The sequence below is a fragment of the Pseudodesulfovibrio nedwellii genome (genome assembly GCF_027923765.1).
Lineage (GTDB): Bacteria > Desulfobacterota > Desulfovibrionia > Desulfovibrionales > Desulfovibrionaceae > Pseudodesulfovibrio > Pseudodesulfovibrio nedwellii.
Map to the genome: position 1 here is coordinate 952,455 of NZ_AP026709.1, position 16,986 is coordinate 969,440.

A 16,986-nucleotide genomic window follows, 5' to 3' on the forward strand; every position below is an offset into this window, starting at 1 on the left:
AGGACTCAGTCTTTCCGTAAAAGTGCGCAGTCAGACTGATCTCCCTGCAACTTTTCCAAAGTATGACGAAAGGTCGGCAAGAGAGGCTCCAGGCATTCGGCAACAGCCTTGGGACTCCCCGGCATATTAACAATGACCGCTTGTCCCAGAGTGCCGGCAACAGCACGCGAAATAGCACCGTGCGGAGTTTTGACAAGGCTAACCGCTGTCATGGCTCGTTCATACCCCGGCAACCGTTTCTCGATTACGGCCAGAGTCGCTTCGGGGGTCACATCCCGAGGGCCAACTCCAGTCCCCCCGGTTGTCAAAATAAGATCAACTCCCTGATTCAGCGCCAAGTCAGCCAGAAGTCCTTTAAGTTGGAAGACATCATCTGGAATAACAAACCCTTGCACAAAATTAAGCACGAGTTTTTCAGCTACCAGTGTTCCAACAAGCGGGCCGGACTCATCCACCCTTTTACCCTGCGAACCTTTGTCACTTAGAGTAATCCAGGCCAACGCATACCCTTCCCGAATAACGAGACATTTTAACAACCCGGCTTTCACATCTCTCACAGCTTCAACAAGATACATAGCTGTTGACGGCTCACCAAGATCACCAGGAAGCCATGTTACAGCCTGTACCAGAAATTCCCCAGCATCAGAGGTCAAACGGGTACCGACTCGCAAATTCGGCAAGAAATCAGCCGTTGCAATCACCGAAGCAGGCGATGTCACACCGGCACAACACAGATACCCACGGTCACCAGAAGCAACCGACATATTTACAGTCAGAGAAAGATTGGAGGCTGACATTGTCACTCCCTATTAATGTAGTTAGGCTAAAAGCACAGACAGAATTCCCGCAACAAACACACCGCCAAACGTTCCTGGTCCACCAATGGAAACCACGGGCGTACCAACGGAATTGCGAAAACGGGGAATAAGTAATGGAATGAGGTTGCCACCGATAATGGCTCCCATGGTTCCAGCTATATACGCGGCAACAGGCCTGAAAGGTTCAGGCACGAAAAAATACACGGATAAAAACGTCATGATTGCCGGAAGAACCAGAGGAATACGCAGCCCTGTCAGTACATCCGGCTTGGCTGTGATGTAACAACCAAGTGTAACCATGATCATGGCAAATCCGATCCAGAGATAGACTCCATCCGTCTGCCCAATCATGTGTTGACGAATCAAAAAGGTGAAACTGAGCAAAAGCGGCAACAAAAACCCACCAACATTGACAGCGAAAACCTGCTTTTTCAATTCGTTGGTGCCATCTTCTTCAATCTGAACCGGCCTTCCGAATTCATCCAAACCAAAGCTGACCGAACGCGGTTTTGGAACCACGACAAGCCTCTCACTCGTAAAAAACGGTATATTCATAGCCCTGCCAACAAGAATGGCGATGAACATCAACACACCTTGAGCGGGTGTCAAACCGAGCTTCGAAAACGCCTCAGCTACCATAGAAACCGGCAAAAAAATAAAGAGAAAAAAGAGCGCTACCAATAAAAGCAGTGCCGGAATCATGCCGCCTGAAAACTGAAAATACGGATACATTCATTCACCTTGCATTTCCATTCGTCAAATGCCGGTTGATTTTTCTGTTATCCCGCCCCTATACTAGAGCAGAAGTCATGCAATTGGGATGTAACCCAACTCGAACTTGATGTAAATTACAGGACCAAGAGGCACCCATGAAAGGCATTATCCTCGCAGGCGGCTCCGGCACGCGACTCCATCCCCTAACTCGCGTCGTCAGCAAACAACTCCTTCCCGTTTATGATAAACCTATGATATATTATCCTTTGTCTACACTTATGCTAGCAGGCATAAGAGACATACTCATCATATCCACCCCTCAAGATTTGCCCAATTTCAAAAATTTGCTGAGCGACGGCTCGCAACTCGGGCTGAATATTTCATATAAAATACAACCGAAACCAGAAGGATTGGCCCAGGCCTTTGTCATTGGCGAAGATTTTATCGGCAACGATTCCGTATGTCTGGTTTTGGGCGACAACATCTACTATGGACACGGTCTTGGATCCATTCTCAAAAAGGCTGGAGACTTGGAAAAAGGCGGTATTGTTTTCGCCTATCTGGTTAAAGATCCTGAACGATACGGTGTGGTTGAGTTCGACACCAACTTCAAAGCATTGTCCATCGAAGAGAAGCCCGAAAAACCAAAATCAAAATATGCAGTCACAGGGCTGTATTTTTACGACAATGACGTCATCGAGATAGCAAAATCACTCAAGCCATCAGCTCGCGGCGAATTGGAAATCACCGACATCAACAAAATATATTTGGAAAAGGAAGATCTTGAAGTGCAAACGTTAGGCCGTGGATACGCATGGCTCGACATGGGCACCCACGAGTCCTTGCACGGAGCATCAAGCTTTGTTCAAGCAGTCCAAGCTCGTCAGGGGTACGTCATATCAAGCCCCGAAGAAATTGCGTACCGCAGGGGCTTCATATCCCGCGATCAACTCAAGGAGCTGGCGTGCAAAATGAGCAATAACAGCTATGGTCAATATCTTCTGGACGTGGTCCTTGAAGACTCCACGGATTCCTGTCCAAGCACATAAAAAACCGCCTTCCCCCCAAGGAAAGCGGTCTTACATCAAAATCAAAACGCGGCGAATTCGTCGCGTTTTTTTTGTTTAATGATGGTCTTCATTCATGGCTTCACGGACCCGGATAATACCGATGGTCAGAATCCATGCGAGATAAATGAAAATCAGGGATACGCCGACAAAGCCGGGACCCGAGCTGTGAGCCATTCCGGAAAGCAGTTCGCCAATCATCTTATTCCTCCTCGATCATCCGCTTTTTGCTTGAAAAGATGTATCTTATTGCTCACCAAAAGGACGAATTGTCAACCCTATTCCGCAAAAATGAACCAAAGAATTTCATAGCTCACACGATCACTTGTCATAGACTCTTCTTTTCAATACACTTCCATGCAAGTTTTCATCAATCAGCAGCAAAAGTGGTGAACAATGGGTCTTCTCAACTTCTTGAAAAACATATTCTCCTCGTCCGAATCTGCCACCCGTAAAAAGAAAAACCAAGGGCTGACACCCACCCCAAAAACCAAGAAAAAAAATGCGACTCGCAAGAAAAAAGCTGTAAAAAAAACATCCGACATGTCGCTCGAGGTCAAGACGAAGGCTAAAGGCCGGAAAAAATCCAAACAAGTCTCTTCCGACCCTATTGATGAAACGGCCCTCGGTTTCAGTATTTCTCTCAAATCAGATGATGCCTATGCTAAAAAGCGCAATGCCATCCGCATTTCGGTGGAAGGCTTGACTGTCAACATCCCCCGGCTCAAAAAAGCCTTTGAAGTCTCCGATATCAGCGCGACAGGTCTTGGCTTCAAATTCGCAAAACCCCGCATCAAGGCCGGAGTCAAAATCAAAATGGACCTCATTCTCAAGGGTACAAATTTGGCGACAAACATATTGTGCCAAGTCAGACGCCACGAAAAAGGGAATGTCGGCTGTATTTTTGTTGAGCTTGACCGAACGCAAGACGACGCTGTTCACAAGATCGTACTTATAGGTCAAAAAGAGCAGGCCGCTCGAAAAGCAACCAGAAAAGATCAGAACTTCAAGCTACCGACCTAAACGAGTTGGCGTAACTCCGCAATATAGGTCTCGAGATCATTGGGTTCACCGGGTTTGTGATCTTCAGGGTAAAGCAGGGCTGTCATAAAAAACACGCTCCCGATGCGCAAGGCTGCCCCCGCACTCATGGAGAACTGCTCAAGACGCGTTGAGATTTCTGCTCCCAATGCTCCTTCGATCTTTTCAGTATATTTCCACGCATTTTCGCCAAGGGCGGAAAGAATTTTCGCTTTTTCCTCCAGCTTGATTTGAAAATCACGTTGCCCATCGGCTTGAAGAGCCTCTTCTCCTTCTCCTTCCAAACGAAGGACATCCGCATTGGTTTTCTCAAGGAATTCTATTAAATCCAACAAAACATGATCGGCCATGATTTTCTCCTATTTGTGGACATGTACCCTCTGCTCTTCAGGAAAACAAGCAGACAGGCACAAATATGAGGCCATCCACATCCCAAAATTTCTGGACAAAAGCGCACTTTGATCTTACCTCAAAGACTCCCCACGAAACACACATCTACTTGAGGAGACTCAGTTGAGCATACTTTCCGCCAGCCTCGGGCTGACACGATACCGTATCATTGAAGAAGTTCCCAAGGACCTACTTCAAGAGGTCCCGGAAAAACTCCAGAAATTCTGCTTTGTCGACATAGACGCCACAGCCGACGAGCGATCATTCGGCTGGACCAACATTGACGACATGCTGGACATGAACTGGACACAGTCTCCGCCTGAAAAAGCGGAATACTTCGCCTTTGGTTTACGTTTGGATACTCGCCGCATTCCGCCAGCAGTACTCAAAAAGCACACAACTATTGCGCTCAACAAGGAGCTTGAGCACAACAAAGAACAGGGCAAGAATTTCGTATCCCGCGACCGCAAACGGGAACTCAAGGAGCAGGTAACACTCCGACTACGAGCTCGGACATTACCGATTCCAGCCATGTTTGATATCATTTGGAATCCATCAACCAACCGTCTCTATGTGACCACCACCAACTCCAAGGTCTGCGCTCTTTTTGAAGACTACTTCGCCCTGACCTTCGATCTACATTTGGAGCCGTTGACTCCATTTTTCATGGCCATGGATGTCCTCGGCGAAGAAGCCGCGCCCAAGTTGGAAAATCTCGATCCCACCATTTTTGTATAAGGATTTCAGTTCATGGATCTTTCACTCGTCGAACGCGAAAACACTCTGCTTGGTCAGGATTTCCTGACATGGCTCTGGTACAAGACTGACAATGAAAACGTGCTGTTCGCCCTAGAGGACAAACGTACCTTCACCCTACACATGGAGCAAAAGCTCTCAGTTCAAGGCGGCGAAGGTGAAACCAAGGCCACAGCCACTGTGTCCAGCCCTGCCGGAGAGTTGTCCGAAGCCAAAACCGGCTTGGGTACCGGCAAAAAAGTCAGCAAGGCCCAACTCCTCTTTTCAATGGATCAGGACGACTGGCTGGTATCAGTAAACGCCGCCGATTTTGGCCTTTCCGGCCTCAAAACACCAAAGATTGCCACCAAGGACGACGAAGGGGACGACCCGGACGCAAAATTCCTTGAAAAAATGTTTCTCTTGGAACGATGTCTGGAAATGCTCGACATCGTCTTCACCCAATTCCTCAAATTGCGCATGAGCAAGGCGTGGAAAGAAGAATCTGCCAGCGTCAAACTTTGGATCAACGGATAACAATGAAACAAAGGCCCCTGCGTATAGCCTGCTTCGGTGACAGCCTGACCGAAGGATATGGCCTTACCTCAGACGAAGCCCTACCCAAAGTTCTGGAACGTCTGCTGATTGACGAAGGCATCCATGTAGACTGCCTTAATTTTGGTATTTCCGGTGATACTTTCGAGGACGGTCTCAACAGAATCGATACAGTTCTGCAAGTCCAACCGGATGCTGTCATCCTTGAATTCGGAGCCAATGACAGCTTCATGGCCTACCCGGCTGAAAGCATCATGGCTACGGCCTCTTCCGTCATCAAAACCATCATCAAACAGAATTTACCTGTTTTGCTGGTAGGTATTACTGCCCTGCCAGACATGGGGGCTGAATACAAACGGAGCTTCGATCCGATTTTTCCGACATTGGCAACAAGTTTCAGGCTTCCGTTGTTCCCGGATATCCTAAGTAGCTACTTCGGAGACTCTTCTTTGACATTACTCGACGGGATGCACCCCAATGTCGAGGGAGTGGAAGCTATTGCTCACTCTCTGCTTCCGCAAACCCGTGAATTGATCAACACAGTACAGACGAGGGATTGATGCGCTATAAGCTGCAAATGATGGATACGGACTTCGGAGTCGGCATGTTCGCCGCCATGCCGGACGCCAATCTGAGTTTCAACGAAATGACAGACTATCTGCGAAAGCACCCGCATGACGACTACATGCATGAATTCGTGCTTCAGGGATTCAAGGATTTTCGTACCCGCAAGCTTCAGAAGCTCATCAAAGAAGCGATGAAGGACAAAGGGCAGTCCGATCCAATTCTCACCGCTGTCATGTATGAAGCGTGCATCTGCCATTCTCGACAAGCTCCCCTGCTTCCCTTATTTGACGGTCTGGACCCGGCAGCTTTGCTCGACTTCACCCCGGCTATCCACATCCGATCCCGACTCGTAAAAGATCAACCGCTGCATCGCGAATGGATCAATCTTTTTGGGGAAAACATCTTCACCCTGGCTCCGCTGCCCGCACCTGAAGACGCACCAGAACCGCTGTATTCGCAAACCGACTTGGACTTACCCACTTCAATCTCCGCAAGCGTGATACGCAAAGAACTGAACAGTCAACTCCCGCCAGCTAAACCTCGTTGCCCGCTGGAAGAAACAATTGAACGAGCCTTCGGAGCACTAGACAAAGCGGATGCCTTCCTTGGGCCGGTCATGGCACACAAGGCCTCCTTGTCGCCCATAGCCAGCCTGCGTCACTGGATGGTCAAAACGCGCTCGGTGAACGGAACGCTTTCTAATTCACTTGAGGGTATCCAAACGAGTTACGGTCGAGGCTTGTCCCGAAAACAGGCAGACGCTTCCTGCTGTATGGAAATGGCCGAAAGATTCTCTTCATACGCCAGCGCCAACAAAGACGGTCTTGTCGGTTACAAACAAAAGTACCCGCTGACATATGGAACATATGACGAATTAAGCCAGGACGCGATCAATCCAAACGACGTTCGACTGGAAGTCCCTTACGCAAGTCAAAAACTCCATTGGTTGGAAGGCCAACGACCAGATGGAAACGGCGGGACAACATCCATCCTGATCCCGGCCCAATTTATATTCCTTTTCTGTAATCTGGACGAACAAAGTCTGTTCAGCGCCCTAGGTTCTACTGGATTAGCCTCAGGCAACACCATTACCGAGGCTAAAGTCGCCGCCCTGACAGAAGTCATCGAACGAGACTCTGATGCCACCATGCTCTACGACCCAAAACGTTGTTTCCACATTGAAACAGATGACCCGGAAATTTCCAAATTGCTGGACGGCTACAAGACTGACGGCATCGACGTCTGGTTCATGGACATGACCACGGAACTCGGCGTGCCCTGCTACAAATCTGTCGTCCTCGGCAAGCATGGCGATGTAAACAAAGGGGGCGGTTGCAGCCTGAATGGCCAATCCGCCCTGGTCTCTGCCTTAACTGAAACAGCATATCCGTACCCAGGCCCCACAAGCGGACCGGCACCGGAAGGCCTTGAAACCAGACGCCTTGAAGACCTGCCTAATTATTCCACTGGAAGCGCAAAAGGCGATCTCATGGTCCTCGAAAAGACCCTCATGGCCAATGGTTACACTCCAGCCTACGTAGATATGACCCGCAAAGACCTAGATATCCCTGTCACCCGTGCCGTCATTCCCGGCCTTGAGCTTATTTCCGACTTCGACCAATACTCCAGAGTCAGCCCCCGACTATTCCAAAATTATCTAGCAATATTCAAATAACTAAAACCATTGACGTCCTGCCTTTTTGCGGGATAATGAAACAAATCTTCACGCCTGGGTGGTGGAACTGGTAGACACCAGGGACTTAAAATCCCTTGATCGCAAGGTCGTGCGGGTTCAAATCCCGCCCCAGGTACCAGAAATTGAAAGGGCTTTTGAGATTCTCTCAAAAGCCCTTTTTCTATGAAAATTATTTTGTACACTCACTGTACAACCATATCATTTGATAAGAGCCATCAAGCCTCGCTCGTCTTCCATCTTATTCATAAATTGAATACTATACCCAAAAGCGTGCCATCCCGTCATCTCCTTCAATTACGTATCATCGCAGTTGTAGTGATAAAACAGGTACTTAGAAGGGATTCCCGAAACAAACAAAGAGGTGGCCTCGGTTCTTCGGGCCACTGAGCAGCGAATTTAAGGTGGACGAGTTTACGGGTTACGCTGCCTTTTGATTCCAAGCCAGAGGGGGTACCCCCTCTGGCTTGGAATTTTGATATACATCCATCGGCTTTATTTCGTCAAAAGTGAAATGAGGCCGACGATTATTATAGAAATCAAACCACCACGCCAATGCCTCACGCAGCTCACTTCCTGTACGACAATCGCCAAGAGAGAACTGCGCGACTGTGCCAGTCCATGACAGCTACGAGATACAGGAATCCACGTTTCATGGGGATATACGTAATGTCCGTGCACCAAACTGGGTTCGGCTTTGTGATCGGCAGATTTCGAAGCAAGTATGGATAAACCTTATGCCCAGGATGAGGCTGGCTCGTTCGAGGCTTTTGATAGACAGCCATCAAACCCATTTTTCGCATCAGCCTCCTCACCCGCTTTTGACCAACAGAATCCCCCGTATCTCGCAGGATATTCCGCATTTGTCTGGAGCTGAAAAACGGCAATTCCATAAACAACTCATCAATCTTCCGCATCAATACAAGATTGAGCAGAGACTCGCCGATGGCTGATAATAGTATGTTGATCTTTGTAATTGCAGAACTTTGCATTGTCGTCGAACGCTGAGATTTGGATGCCCGTTGTCGACGACCTTGTGCCTTCGCCCGCAGCTCAAATTTTGGCGAAGGCTTGTTGCAAAAAATCCTTCTCCACAGTCAACTGGCCGATCTTTGCATAAAGATCCTTGATCTGCGCTTCGTTGTTTTGTGGGATATTCTTGGTCTTGCCGGAAAAGGATTCGACGATCTCTTCCTTAGCTTGTTTCTTCCACGTGGAAATCTGGTTGGGATGAACGCCATGTTTGCTGGCCAGTTCTGAAATCGTGTGTTTACCGGACAATGCATCAAGTGCGACACGGGCTTTGAACTCTGCTGAAAAATGTCTTCTTTTGGACATGATCGAGCCTCCTTCGACGACTATATGTCCACCTAAACAAGTGGTCCAGTTTTCTGAGGCCACCTCTAAGAGCCCCCCCATGTGAAGGTGTGCTCTTCGTTTAACTACAGATTGCCACCCAATAAATTTTAATGGTCCACATATGACCACAGCCGCTTGCAGACACGTTTCCTGTATGAATGCGTCAGGCTATTAGCCCCAAAACATCTTGCCATGGCCCAAATATTCGCCACTACTCAGGCTCAAAAAAACGTACACGCCTTGACGCCCCCGTCATCAGATGTTGAATATACTCTCCCATGAAGTATATAATAGTATTAAGCCATTTGATGGGACTTTCGCTGCTGCTCCTAACGAACGTCGTTGGGTGTGCGCGAAGCGATGTGGTTGCATCAATGGCGTTAGACTCAACTTGGAACCGCCTCGATTCAGGTGGACCTCTACCTGCTGTTGGCTGGATGCGAGGGCAAGGCGATGTTGTTCATATCTATATTGAAGGCGACGGCGTGGCCTACTCCACGCCTACAACTCCTTCTCTCGATCCAACACCCATCACCCCTACAGCGTTACTTCTGGCCCGCGTAGACGATGCAGCTGCCGTGGCATATGTCGGTCGCCCTTGCCAATATATATCAGGAGATTCCTGCACCAATAAAAGCTGGACCTCTGGGAGATTTTCCGAGGCGACTTTACAAACCGAGAACAGTCTTGTGAATGCAGCCAAAAAATCGGCTAATGCAAAACGTGTAGTCTTAGTCGGGTTTTCAGGGGGCGGAGCAGTTGCAGCCCTGTTGGCCGAGCGGCGAACGGATGTCGCAGCACTGATTACTGTCTGCGGCAACCTCGACCATGCTGTGTGGACAGCCATGCACAATCTTACGCCACTTTACGGATCACTTAATCCAACAGAACACGTCAAACGACTTTCTTCCCTACCGCAAGTGCATTTCTTGGGCGCGGCAGATACCAACATCAACACAAAAGTTACAAACTCTTTTGTAGCAAAACTCGGCCCAGATGCCCCTGCGACGGTCCATATAGTGCCAGAGTTGGCGCATGGGGGCGAAGACTGGGCAAAAGCGTGGCCTGAATTACTTCACGAGTTGCGCTTGAATAACTGATCTCGACGTTTTCACACACAACCTGTATTATATTAAGAAAATGCGTAACGCTCTTTACATTCGAACTTTATTCAGGCGATATTCACTTCATGCGAACACTCTCCTCTTCAATTGACACCTCGACTCTATACCACAGCCAGCGACTGATGCGTGCCCTTTCCGTGATTCACATCAAGCCAATCTCGTTCATTCATGCCCCCATGGGGTACGGGAAGACTGTCGCCGTTAGAGAATACCTTCAGAAAGAAAAAATTCAGACCATCTGGGTTTCCGTATTAACCAAAGATAAGGACGCCTTTTGGCGAGACTTCTGCTGTGTGCTTCGTAAAAATTTGCCCAGAGAAGTCGATGTTCTGGAAGCTGTGGAAAAACTTGGCTACCCCACCGATCCCGTAAAAATGGACACAGTCCGAGGTATGTTCGCCCGTCTGAATTATCCCTCCAAAGCAGTACTGGTTTTTGACGATGTGCACCTTTTGCAGGAATCAGAGGCTGGACAGCTTATTCAACTTTGCCTGCTTCTCGCTCGCCAAGGCGTTTTCCCTCCGATTGTATTCATTTCTCGCCATGCGCCGAGTCAAATGCTCGCAGAACCTTTACTTAAGGGGATTATAACGGAAATCGGCCCCACCTTTTTTGCACTTAACAAGAAAGAAATGCAGGCCTACTTCAAACAATGCGGCATCTTGCTAGATGAAACGGATACTGCAAAATTGCTCAAGGCGACAGGCGGCTGGATAAGCGCATTGTATCTGTATCTGCTGCATTATTCTCAGCATGGAAAAATGGCAGCTCCCACGGGACTATCAGCACTGTTGACAAATCAGGTCTTCGACAAACTGCAAGATGAGACAAGGCACCTGCTTATAGCTCTTTCTCCTTTGGAAAAATTCACCGTACATCAGGCAAGACTCTGTTATGATAATGCGGAGGCAGTCCTTACAGATATCCTACGTCGTAATGCATTTATCAGCTACGATTCGACGACAGAAAGTTACATACTTCACGCTCTGTTCCGAGATTTTTTGCTACAACATTTTAAAACATTGCCGGTGGGACAGCAGCAAAAAATCTATCTGAATAATGCCAAATGGTTAATTGAACATGACGAAATACGAAAAGCAGTCAAACTCCTAAAGGAAATTCACGACGACACTGAGACACTCGATCTATTGGACACAGTAGTTGAACACCTGCCTGTCACGGAAGGAAACGGCCTGTTGATGGACCTTTTCCGTACATGCAGTCCGGATTCCATGAATCAATATCCCGGCGTCATGTTTCGATATGCCATGGCAGCCCTCAGCTCCAAGGATCTGCCAACTTTTTCTGACTTACTTGCTCGCCTGGGACACTATTGCTCCTCCTTACCCGAGAATGATCCGACAGCTAACGGTTGGAAAGGTGAGATGGAGCTTTTACGCGCTTTCACCAAGTATAACGATATCGTGGCCATGTCGGCCCACCACAAACGGGCTGCACAATTTTTCCAGCAATCGGAAAACAATGGCAGCCGTCTTTCAGGACAAGACCCATGGACTATGGGATCTCCTTCGGTTCTATATATGTTTCATAGAAAAAGCGGGATGTTGGAAAAAGAACTGAAACAAATGCACGACTGCCTGCCACAATATTCGCAACTCACAGGTATGCACGGAGCCGGAGCGGAAGATATCATGTTGGCAGAGGCGTTATATAATGCCGGGAAATTCGAATCTGCCGCTATCGCCAGTCATCAGGCTCTGTCAACGGCTCAGACGTACAAGCAAATTGACATTGAAGTATGCGCTCTTTTTCTACTTGCCCGATTAGAAATGCAACATGGTGAATACGACAAATCCATAAATCAATTACAAATCATGCGAAAACGTGTGGAAGAAGAAAAGGCCTTTTCTCTGCTGCAAACAACGGATTTATGCACTGGTTTTTTGCATATGAGTATTCACCGACCGGAAAAAATCCCCAATTGGTTGCTGCAAGACGGTGAAAAGAAACTCTATGCTTTCGCCGGGGGCTGGGCCTACATTGTGTTTGGTGGTACCTTGTTACTCAACAGGGAATACGCAAAATTGGTTGCCCACTTTTCTCGCCTTATACAAAAGGGCACGTACCGCCAAAACATCATGTTCTCCATCTATGCAAATCTATTTATTGCTGCGGGTAACACGGGGTTGGGTTTATATGCAAAGGCGGACACAGCGCTCTTTGCCGCTCTTGAATTAGCACTGCCGGATAAAATATATATGCCCTTTGCAACAAACTCCACATTTTTGCCACAGCTGAAAGGCCTGAAAGACGACGATTCATATGGCTACGATATTCACCGCATCTTGCAACTGTCCACCAAGTTGGAAAAAGTCCGCAACGGTATCATTTTCCGTTTTTTTTCAAAGGTCACTCCTTCTCTCACTCCTCGGGAAAGCGAACTTGGACGATTGGCCATGACCGGTATGACATATAAAGAAATCGCCGGTGCCGCCGGTTTGGCTCCGAATTCTGTTAAACGCTATTTTGCCGCCTTGTATAAAAAACTCGGTATAAACAATCGAGAACAGTTAAAAAATTACTTTTTGAAGCAAGAAAACAATATTTTTTAACCATCCGCCTGTTTCGTCGTTTTACTCAAACAATTCAACCTAAAATATTTTTTCTTAAGACCCAAAAGACAACATCTATCTGCCCTACTTTTCGATCACACAAAAATGTGCATAAGAAGTGAGGCAAATATTTTCAAGAAGTCAGTATTCTTTCACTCATCTAAAAGAACGGCATTGGAGCATATCCAATGCCGTTCTTTTCTTGTTCGTTTCACTGAAGGAAATAATCGAAATTTTTCATACACAAACAAGAAGATGCAACACGAAATAACATTCGCCACTCTCATTATTTTTTAAAGGCCCGCCCACGTTGTTAACCGCCGACATTAGTATAAATAAATTTTCTTTAATAAGCACTCAAAATAAATGAATTTTATTCGCGATATCACCCAAGGTGATATTGCGACCCAAAAATCAAATGGGTACTAGGCAATTTATGTCTTCATATTTCGATCTACAATCTAAAAAAAGACTATAAAAACAATACGCTGAATCGACATTTTATTTGCCTATAGAAACTGAAATTCTGTCCAAACTGCGAAAACAATAGCGACACAGACGTCTACCTAAGGAGATTCCCCATGCGGCCTATCTACCATATTATTTTCTCTCCAAGCCGTCTCGCCCTTTTAATTTTATTGCCCATGCTCCTAGCCCTGCTCCAGTGCTTACCAGCCCAGGCGGTCAGCCTTACCCTAACTGAGGGCTCTAATAGTGCTATTAGCGGCGACGGTTCCACCGTTATTATCAATCGAAACAATAACATTTACGCAAGCCCCAGTTCCCTCGGCAGCAGCACCCTCATAGATTCTTCAGCCGAGATTGTTGGTATATCACAAGACGGGTCTCATATTCTTGGAAAGAAAAATTCGAGTTTTTTTTATATATACTCCGGGACGAATCACCAAACAACAACTTTTTTGACTCCGCTAATAGCAACCCCGGACTTAGCAGGGATCAGTTCAGATGGTCATGCCGTTTTCGGTTCACGGCTTAGTGTCGGCGCACCAAATGAAGCATTGATAGCGGTATCCTCCGACAACTGGACCACTGCAGGTGGTATTACTGATTATTCGATCTCGTACGGTCCCACAGGGTCAATGCCCGCACTCAATGCCATCAGCAACAACATCGCTGGCGTAAGAACAGCAGTAGGAACTATGGCAAACAAACCAATGATATGGAAAACACCCACCGTCGGAACTACTTTGGTTGACACGCCTTTATCCCTTGGGAGTTATACTAGTGGGTCCGCACGGGACATCACCGACGATGGATCGACGGCAGTCGGATATGTCATAGAAACATACCGTCATGCAGCTAAGTGGGATATAACGACCAATTCACTGACTGTTCTCCCGTCCGGTGGCTATCATAACAACCTCGCTCGTTTTGTTAACAAAAACGGTTCAGTCATTGTTGGTGATGTTTGTAGTGCAATCTCAGAAGTAGCCATTTGGACAGAAAATGGTAACTCCTACACGGTTCAAACGCTTTATGACGCTCTCATAAGCAAAGGCGTACAAACGGACCCCAATAATTATTTCATGACCGCCACAGGCTTAAGTGACGATGGCGACCTCATTACGGGACAGAGAGCTGATAGTACAATATTCATTGCCAACCTTGGCGCGGGTGGAGTGATCACCACTGACCAGCTTAACCAATCTCTGGCAACCATGGGGCAAGTCGGATCAGCGGTTTCCGGAATGGGCCAGCTTTCCATGAGCCGTCTGGGCAACGTGGCGGGCGGACAAGGCGCACATTTTCACGTAACCACCCCCGGCACCGAGACTGCCGGAGGTGGAGCCGAACGGGGCCTGTCGAGCGGTGATGAAATGCCGGGAAGTATGGACCTGTGGGTCATCGGCTCCGTGGGATCAAACATTGAGCTGAACGGCGATGACCTCGGTCTGCGCGGCGGTGTCGGCCTCACTTGGGACAACGGCAACGAATGGCGTTTCGGTGGCGGCCTATTTGGTGACATGCGGGATTTGAAGACAAATCACGGTGGCGACCAAAGTATCCGAGCCATCGGACCCGGTGTTTTTGCCGTCTACTCTCCGGAACAAACCGGATTTGAATTCCGCCTGTCTGCTTTATGGCAATCCGTGGCGCTAGACCTGACACGAGGCTATGCCAATGGCGCAGGAAGTGCCACTTCATCCGGCTCCACAGACGCAAATGTCTTCGGTCTTTCCGGTCGAGTACAGTGGACAAAAAACATGACCGATTCTTTCGACCTGACGCCTTTCGCCGAATACACTTGGCAAACCACGCATATCGACAGTTACTCAGAATCCGGGGGCCCTTTCCCGGCCAGCTTTGAAAGCCGAACTGAAACATCCAACTCTATCCGGGCAGGCCTTAGAGCCGACGCGGCCCTCTTCGACAAAGTCGGCACTTGGGCCTGGTTGGCCTGGGATCATCGCTTTGAGGACTCCTCCGCAGGTATGGGCGGCAGCACAATCGGCTTGGGAGCGTTCACCTATCCCGGCGCAAAATTGGACCAAGACTGGGCCGATGCGGGTGTAGGTGCAAGCTGGGACATCACTGAACGTTTGGAAGCTACTTCCAGCCTCGGATTCGCCATGGGGTGTGACGACGAAACCGTCCCCGACCTCACCGCCACCATGGGGCTCAGCTATCAACTCTGGTAGTAGGAATTTTAAATCAAGCAACCAATCAAACCTTAAAAATCATACGATTTGAGAACCGCAACCATCTATTAAATAAATATAAAGGCATGGTCTTCTGATGAAACTGGTAGCGAAGGTACAATATCTCTTCTTCTTGGTCCTGTTGCTTGTCTGTTCGGTTCCGGTTTTATCTTTCGCAGCAGACTTGCCCGATGCCATCGGTGAAGTGGTTTCCATAATGGGAACTGCGACAGCAACCCAACCTGATGGAGCCATGCGCACATTGGACTTGAATGCTCCGGTAAGAACCAAAGATGTCATAAAAACCGGGTGCAAAAGCAATATTGAAATCGTTTTCAAGGACGATTCCGTATTTTCGCAAGGCCCGGATTCCAGCACCTCCCTGGATGAATTCGTGTATTCCGCAACGCCCTCTGCATCCAAAATACTATTAAAAGCCGGAGTCGGAACGCTTCGCTACGTAACTGGTCAAGTGGTCAAGCAGAACCCTGATGCTTTTGCTCTCGTAACTCCAATGACGACAATAGGCATTCGAGGCACTGAAGTATTTGCCGAACTTACGAAAGAACAGGAAGAAATCGGCGTACTTTCCATAGCTCCCGGACATGTGGTCGAAGTCTCTACCTCCAAAATGCAGAAAACCATTTCAAGAGCCGGTTTTTCCGTAAAGGCAGCTCCTGACGGAGGTTTGAACAATCCATCCCCCACAGCTCCGGAGACACGAACCAGAGTTATCAAAGCCGCCCCTCAGACCACACAGGGAGAAACAAGCGATGCCCAAAGCAAAACCGACAAAGACCGCAAAATCAATGCGTTTGCAGCGGCCATTAGCCGAAGCAAAGGAAATCTCGGTGGACTCAATCAGCATCCAAATTACGGAAATCTTAATAATATAACTTTGCAAAAAAGTGCCCACAAAGCAGCTGAATCCGATCAATCCTCAAATAATGGAGCAGGCCTCGGTAGCGACGGTCCTGCCGATGTCGACGATATGTACGGTGATTATTAGGCCAGAATGAAATGAAACTGCATAATGATGCATTCGAAGGAGGTTGTAAAAAGTGAAGGGACGTTATCTCAAACACATCCTGATTCTTACATTCCTGATGATATTTCTGACCGGCTGCATGAGCGTCATGGTCGAACGTCAGGGAACCAAGGCATATATGAAAAAAGATTATACTACTGCCCGCCTGAAGTACGAAGAAGCCGTGGATCAAGGCAATTCTAACGCGATGTATCATCTCGCTGTAATGTATGCGGAAGGCCAAGGCGTCCCACAGGATTACCCCAAGGCCGCCGGCCTGCTTGAACAAGCTGTTGATCAAGGAAACAACAACGCCCGACTCATGTTGGGATTGTTTAATATCTACGGTGACGGCATCCCCCAAAATCCCGACAAAGGCGCGACCTTAATTACTGCCGCGGCCGATGACGGCAACGACACAGCAATGTATTATCTGGCCAACTTGTATGCTGCGGGCCTTGGCGTAGGCAGAGACCTCAACAAAGCCGAATACTGGATGCATGAGGCAAAAAGTGCAGGATTCCCGGTCAAAGATAAGCTTCTGACACAGGAAGGTCTTGCGACTTTATACGAATTATAATGAACGTTTATATAAACGCCTCAAAATCACTTGATCACAAGATTGTGCAGGTTCAAATCCCACCCCAGTACCAAAAGTAAAGG

The 16,986-nt window shown here is 48.0% G+C and carries 17 protein-coding genes and 1 tRNA gene; 12 read left to right on the plus strand and 6 right to left on the minus strand.

Translation table 11 applies throughout. The features are described from left to right. Positions 1 to 5 precede the first annotated feature (5 nt). The gene (locus SYK_RS04700; RefSeq protein ID WP_281762444.1) at positions 6 to 797 is read right to left on the minus strand and encodes a MogA/MoaB family molybdenum cofactor biosynthesis protein; all 792 of its coding nucleotides are present in this window, start codon (positions 795 to 797) and stop codon (positions 6 to 8) included. 21 nt (positions 798 to 818) lie between these two features. Then, the gene (locus tag SYK_RS04705) at positions 819 to 1,550 is read right to left on the minus strand and encodes a DUF1614 domain-containing protein (protein WP_281762445.1); all 732 of its coding nucleotides are present in this window, start codon (positions 1,548 to 1,550) and stop codon (positions 819 to 821) included. 137 nt (positions 1,551 to 1,687) lie between these two features. Here SYK_RS04705 and rfbA point away from each other — a divergent pair, with 137 nt between their 5' ends. Beyond that, positions 1,688 to 2,581, plus strand: coding sequence for a glucose-1-phosphate thymidylyltransferase RfbA (gene rfbA / locus SYK_RS04710; RefSeq protein WP_281762446.1), 894 nt, complete (start codon positions 1,688 to 1,690; stop codon positions 2,579 to 2,581). A 75-nt stretch (positions 2,582 to 2,656) separates the two neighbouring features. On the opposite strand, the gene SYK_RS04715 is transcribed toward rfbA, so the two are convergent. Further along, positions 2,657 to 2,800: a hypothetical protein gene (locus SYK_RS04715; RefSeq protein ID WP_281762447.1), complete on the minus strand. Its 144-nt coding sequence runs from the start codon at positions 2,798 to 2,800 to the stop codon at positions 2,657 to 2,659. Positions 2,801 to 2,995: 195 nt separating this feature from the next. Between SYK_RS04715 and SYK_RS04720 the strand changes: the two genes are divergently transcribed. Beyond that, positions 2,996 to 3,622: a PilZ domain-containing protein gene (locus tag SYK_RS04720; protein WP_281762448.1), complete on the plus strand. Its 627-nt coding sequence runs from the start codon at positions 2,996 to 2,998 to the stop codon at positions 3,620 to 3,622. On the opposite strand, the gene SYK_RS04725 is transcribed toward SYK_RS04720, so the two are convergent. Further along, positions 3,619 to 3,990 (minus strand): hypothetical protein, encoded by a 372-nt coding sequence (locus tag SYK_RS04725; protein WP_281762449.1) that lies wholly within the window; start codon positions 3,988 to 3,990, stop codon positions 3,619 to 3,621. The genes SYK_RS04720 and SYK_RS04725 overlap by 4 nt on opposite strands. Before the next feature lie 163 nt (positions 3,991 to 4,153). Between SYK_RS04725 and rdgC the strand changes: the two genes are divergently transcribed. The 5 genes from rdgC to SYK_RS04750 all read left to right on the plus strand — a co-directional run bounded on the left by rdgC (position 4,154) and on the right by SYK_RS04750 (position 7,701). Continuing rightward, on the plus strand, positions 4,154 to 4,768 hold the full coding sequence (gene rdgC, locus SYK_RS04730) for a recombination-associated protein RdgC (protein ID WP_281762450.1): 615 nt from the start codon (positions 4,154 to 4,156) through the stop codon (positions 4,766 to 4,768). Between the two features lie 12 nt (positions 4,769 to 4,780). After that, positions 4,781 to 5,302: a hypothetical protein gene (locus SYK_RS04735; RefSeq protein ID WP_281762451.1), complete on the plus strand. Its 522-nt coding sequence runs from the start codon at positions 4,781 to 4,783 to the stop codon at positions 5,300 to 5,302. A 2-nt stretch (positions 5,303 to 5,304) separates the two neighbouring features. Further along, positions 5,305 to 5,880, plus strand: a complete 576-nt coding sequence (locus SYK_RS04740; protein WP_281762452.1) for an arylesterase — start codon at positions 5,305 to 5,307, stop codon at positions 5,878 to 5,880. Next, on the plus strand, positions 5,880 to 7,562 hold the full coding sequence (locus tag SYK_RS04745; RefSeq protein WP_281762453.1) for a YcaO-like family protein: 1,683 nt from the start codon (positions 5,880 to 5,882) through the stop codon (positions 7,560 to 7,562). Before SYK_RS04740 ends, SYK_RS04745 begins: the two co-directional genes overlap by 1 nt. Positions 7,563 to 7,614: 52 nt before the next feature. After that, a tRNA-Leu gene (locus SYK_RS04750) sits at positions 7,615 to 7,701 on the plus strand. 448 nt (positions 7,702 to 8,149) lie between these two features. On the opposite strand, the gene SYK_RS17680 is transcribed toward SYK_RS04750, so the two are convergent. Beyond that, the gene (locus SYK_RS17680) at positions 8,150 to 8,572 is read right to left on the minus strand and encodes an IS3 family transposase (protein ID WP_353618282.1); all 423 of its coding nucleotides are present in this window, start codon (positions 8,570 to 8,572) and stop codon (positions 8,150 to 8,152) included. Between the two features lie 61 nt (positions 8,573 to 8,633). Next, positions 8,634 to 8,918: a transposase gene (locus SYK_RS04755; RefSeq protein ID WP_281762454.1), complete on the minus strand. Its 285-nt coding sequence runs from the start codon at positions 8,916 to 8,918 to the stop codon at positions 8,634 to 8,636. A gap of 329 nt (positions 8,919 to 9,247) precedes the next feature. On the opposite strand from SYK_RS04755, the gene SYK_RS04760 reads away from it, so the two are divergent. The 5 genes from SYK_RS04760 to SYK_RS04780 all read left to right on the plus strand — a co-directional run bounded on the left by SYK_RS04760 (position 9,248) and on the right by SYK_RS04780 (position 16,903). Further along, positions 9,248 to 10,039 carry an alpha/beta hydrolase family protein gene (locus tag SYK_RS04760; RefSeq protein ID WP_281762455.1) on the plus strand — a complete coding sequence of 264 codons (792 nt, stop codon included), beginning with the start codon at positions 9,248 to 9,250 and terminating at the stop codon, positions 10,037 to 10,039. Positions 10,040 to 10,185: 146 nt separating this feature from the next. After that, entirely contained in the window at positions 10,186 to 12,636 is a 2,451-nt protein-coding gene (locus SYK_RS04765; protein WP_281762456.1) for a winged helix-turn-helix domain-containing protein, read from the plus strand. A gap of 920 nt (positions 12,637 to 13,556) precedes the next feature. After that, positions 13,557 to 15,296 carry an autotransporter domain-containing protein gene (locus tag SYK_RS04770; RefSeq protein WP_281762457.1) on the plus strand — a complete coding sequence of 580 codons (1,740 nt, stop codon included), beginning with the start codon at positions 13,557 to 13,559 and terminating at the stop codon, positions 15,294 to 15,296. A 97-nt stretch (positions 15,297 to 15,393) separates the two neighbouring features. Next, entirely contained in the window at positions 15,394 to 16,305 is a 912-nt protein-coding gene (locus tag SYK_RS04775) for a FecR family protein (RefSeq protein WP_281762458.1), read from the plus strand. A 52-nt stretch (positions 16,306 to 16,357) separates the two neighbouring features. Beyond that, complete coding sequence (locus tag SYK_RS04780; protein WP_281762459.1) at positions 16,358 to 16,903, plus strand: tetratricopeptide repeat protein; 546 nt, start codon at positions 16,358 to 16,360, stop codon at positions 16,901 to 16,903. Positions 16,904 to 16,986 lie beyond the last annotated feature (83 nt).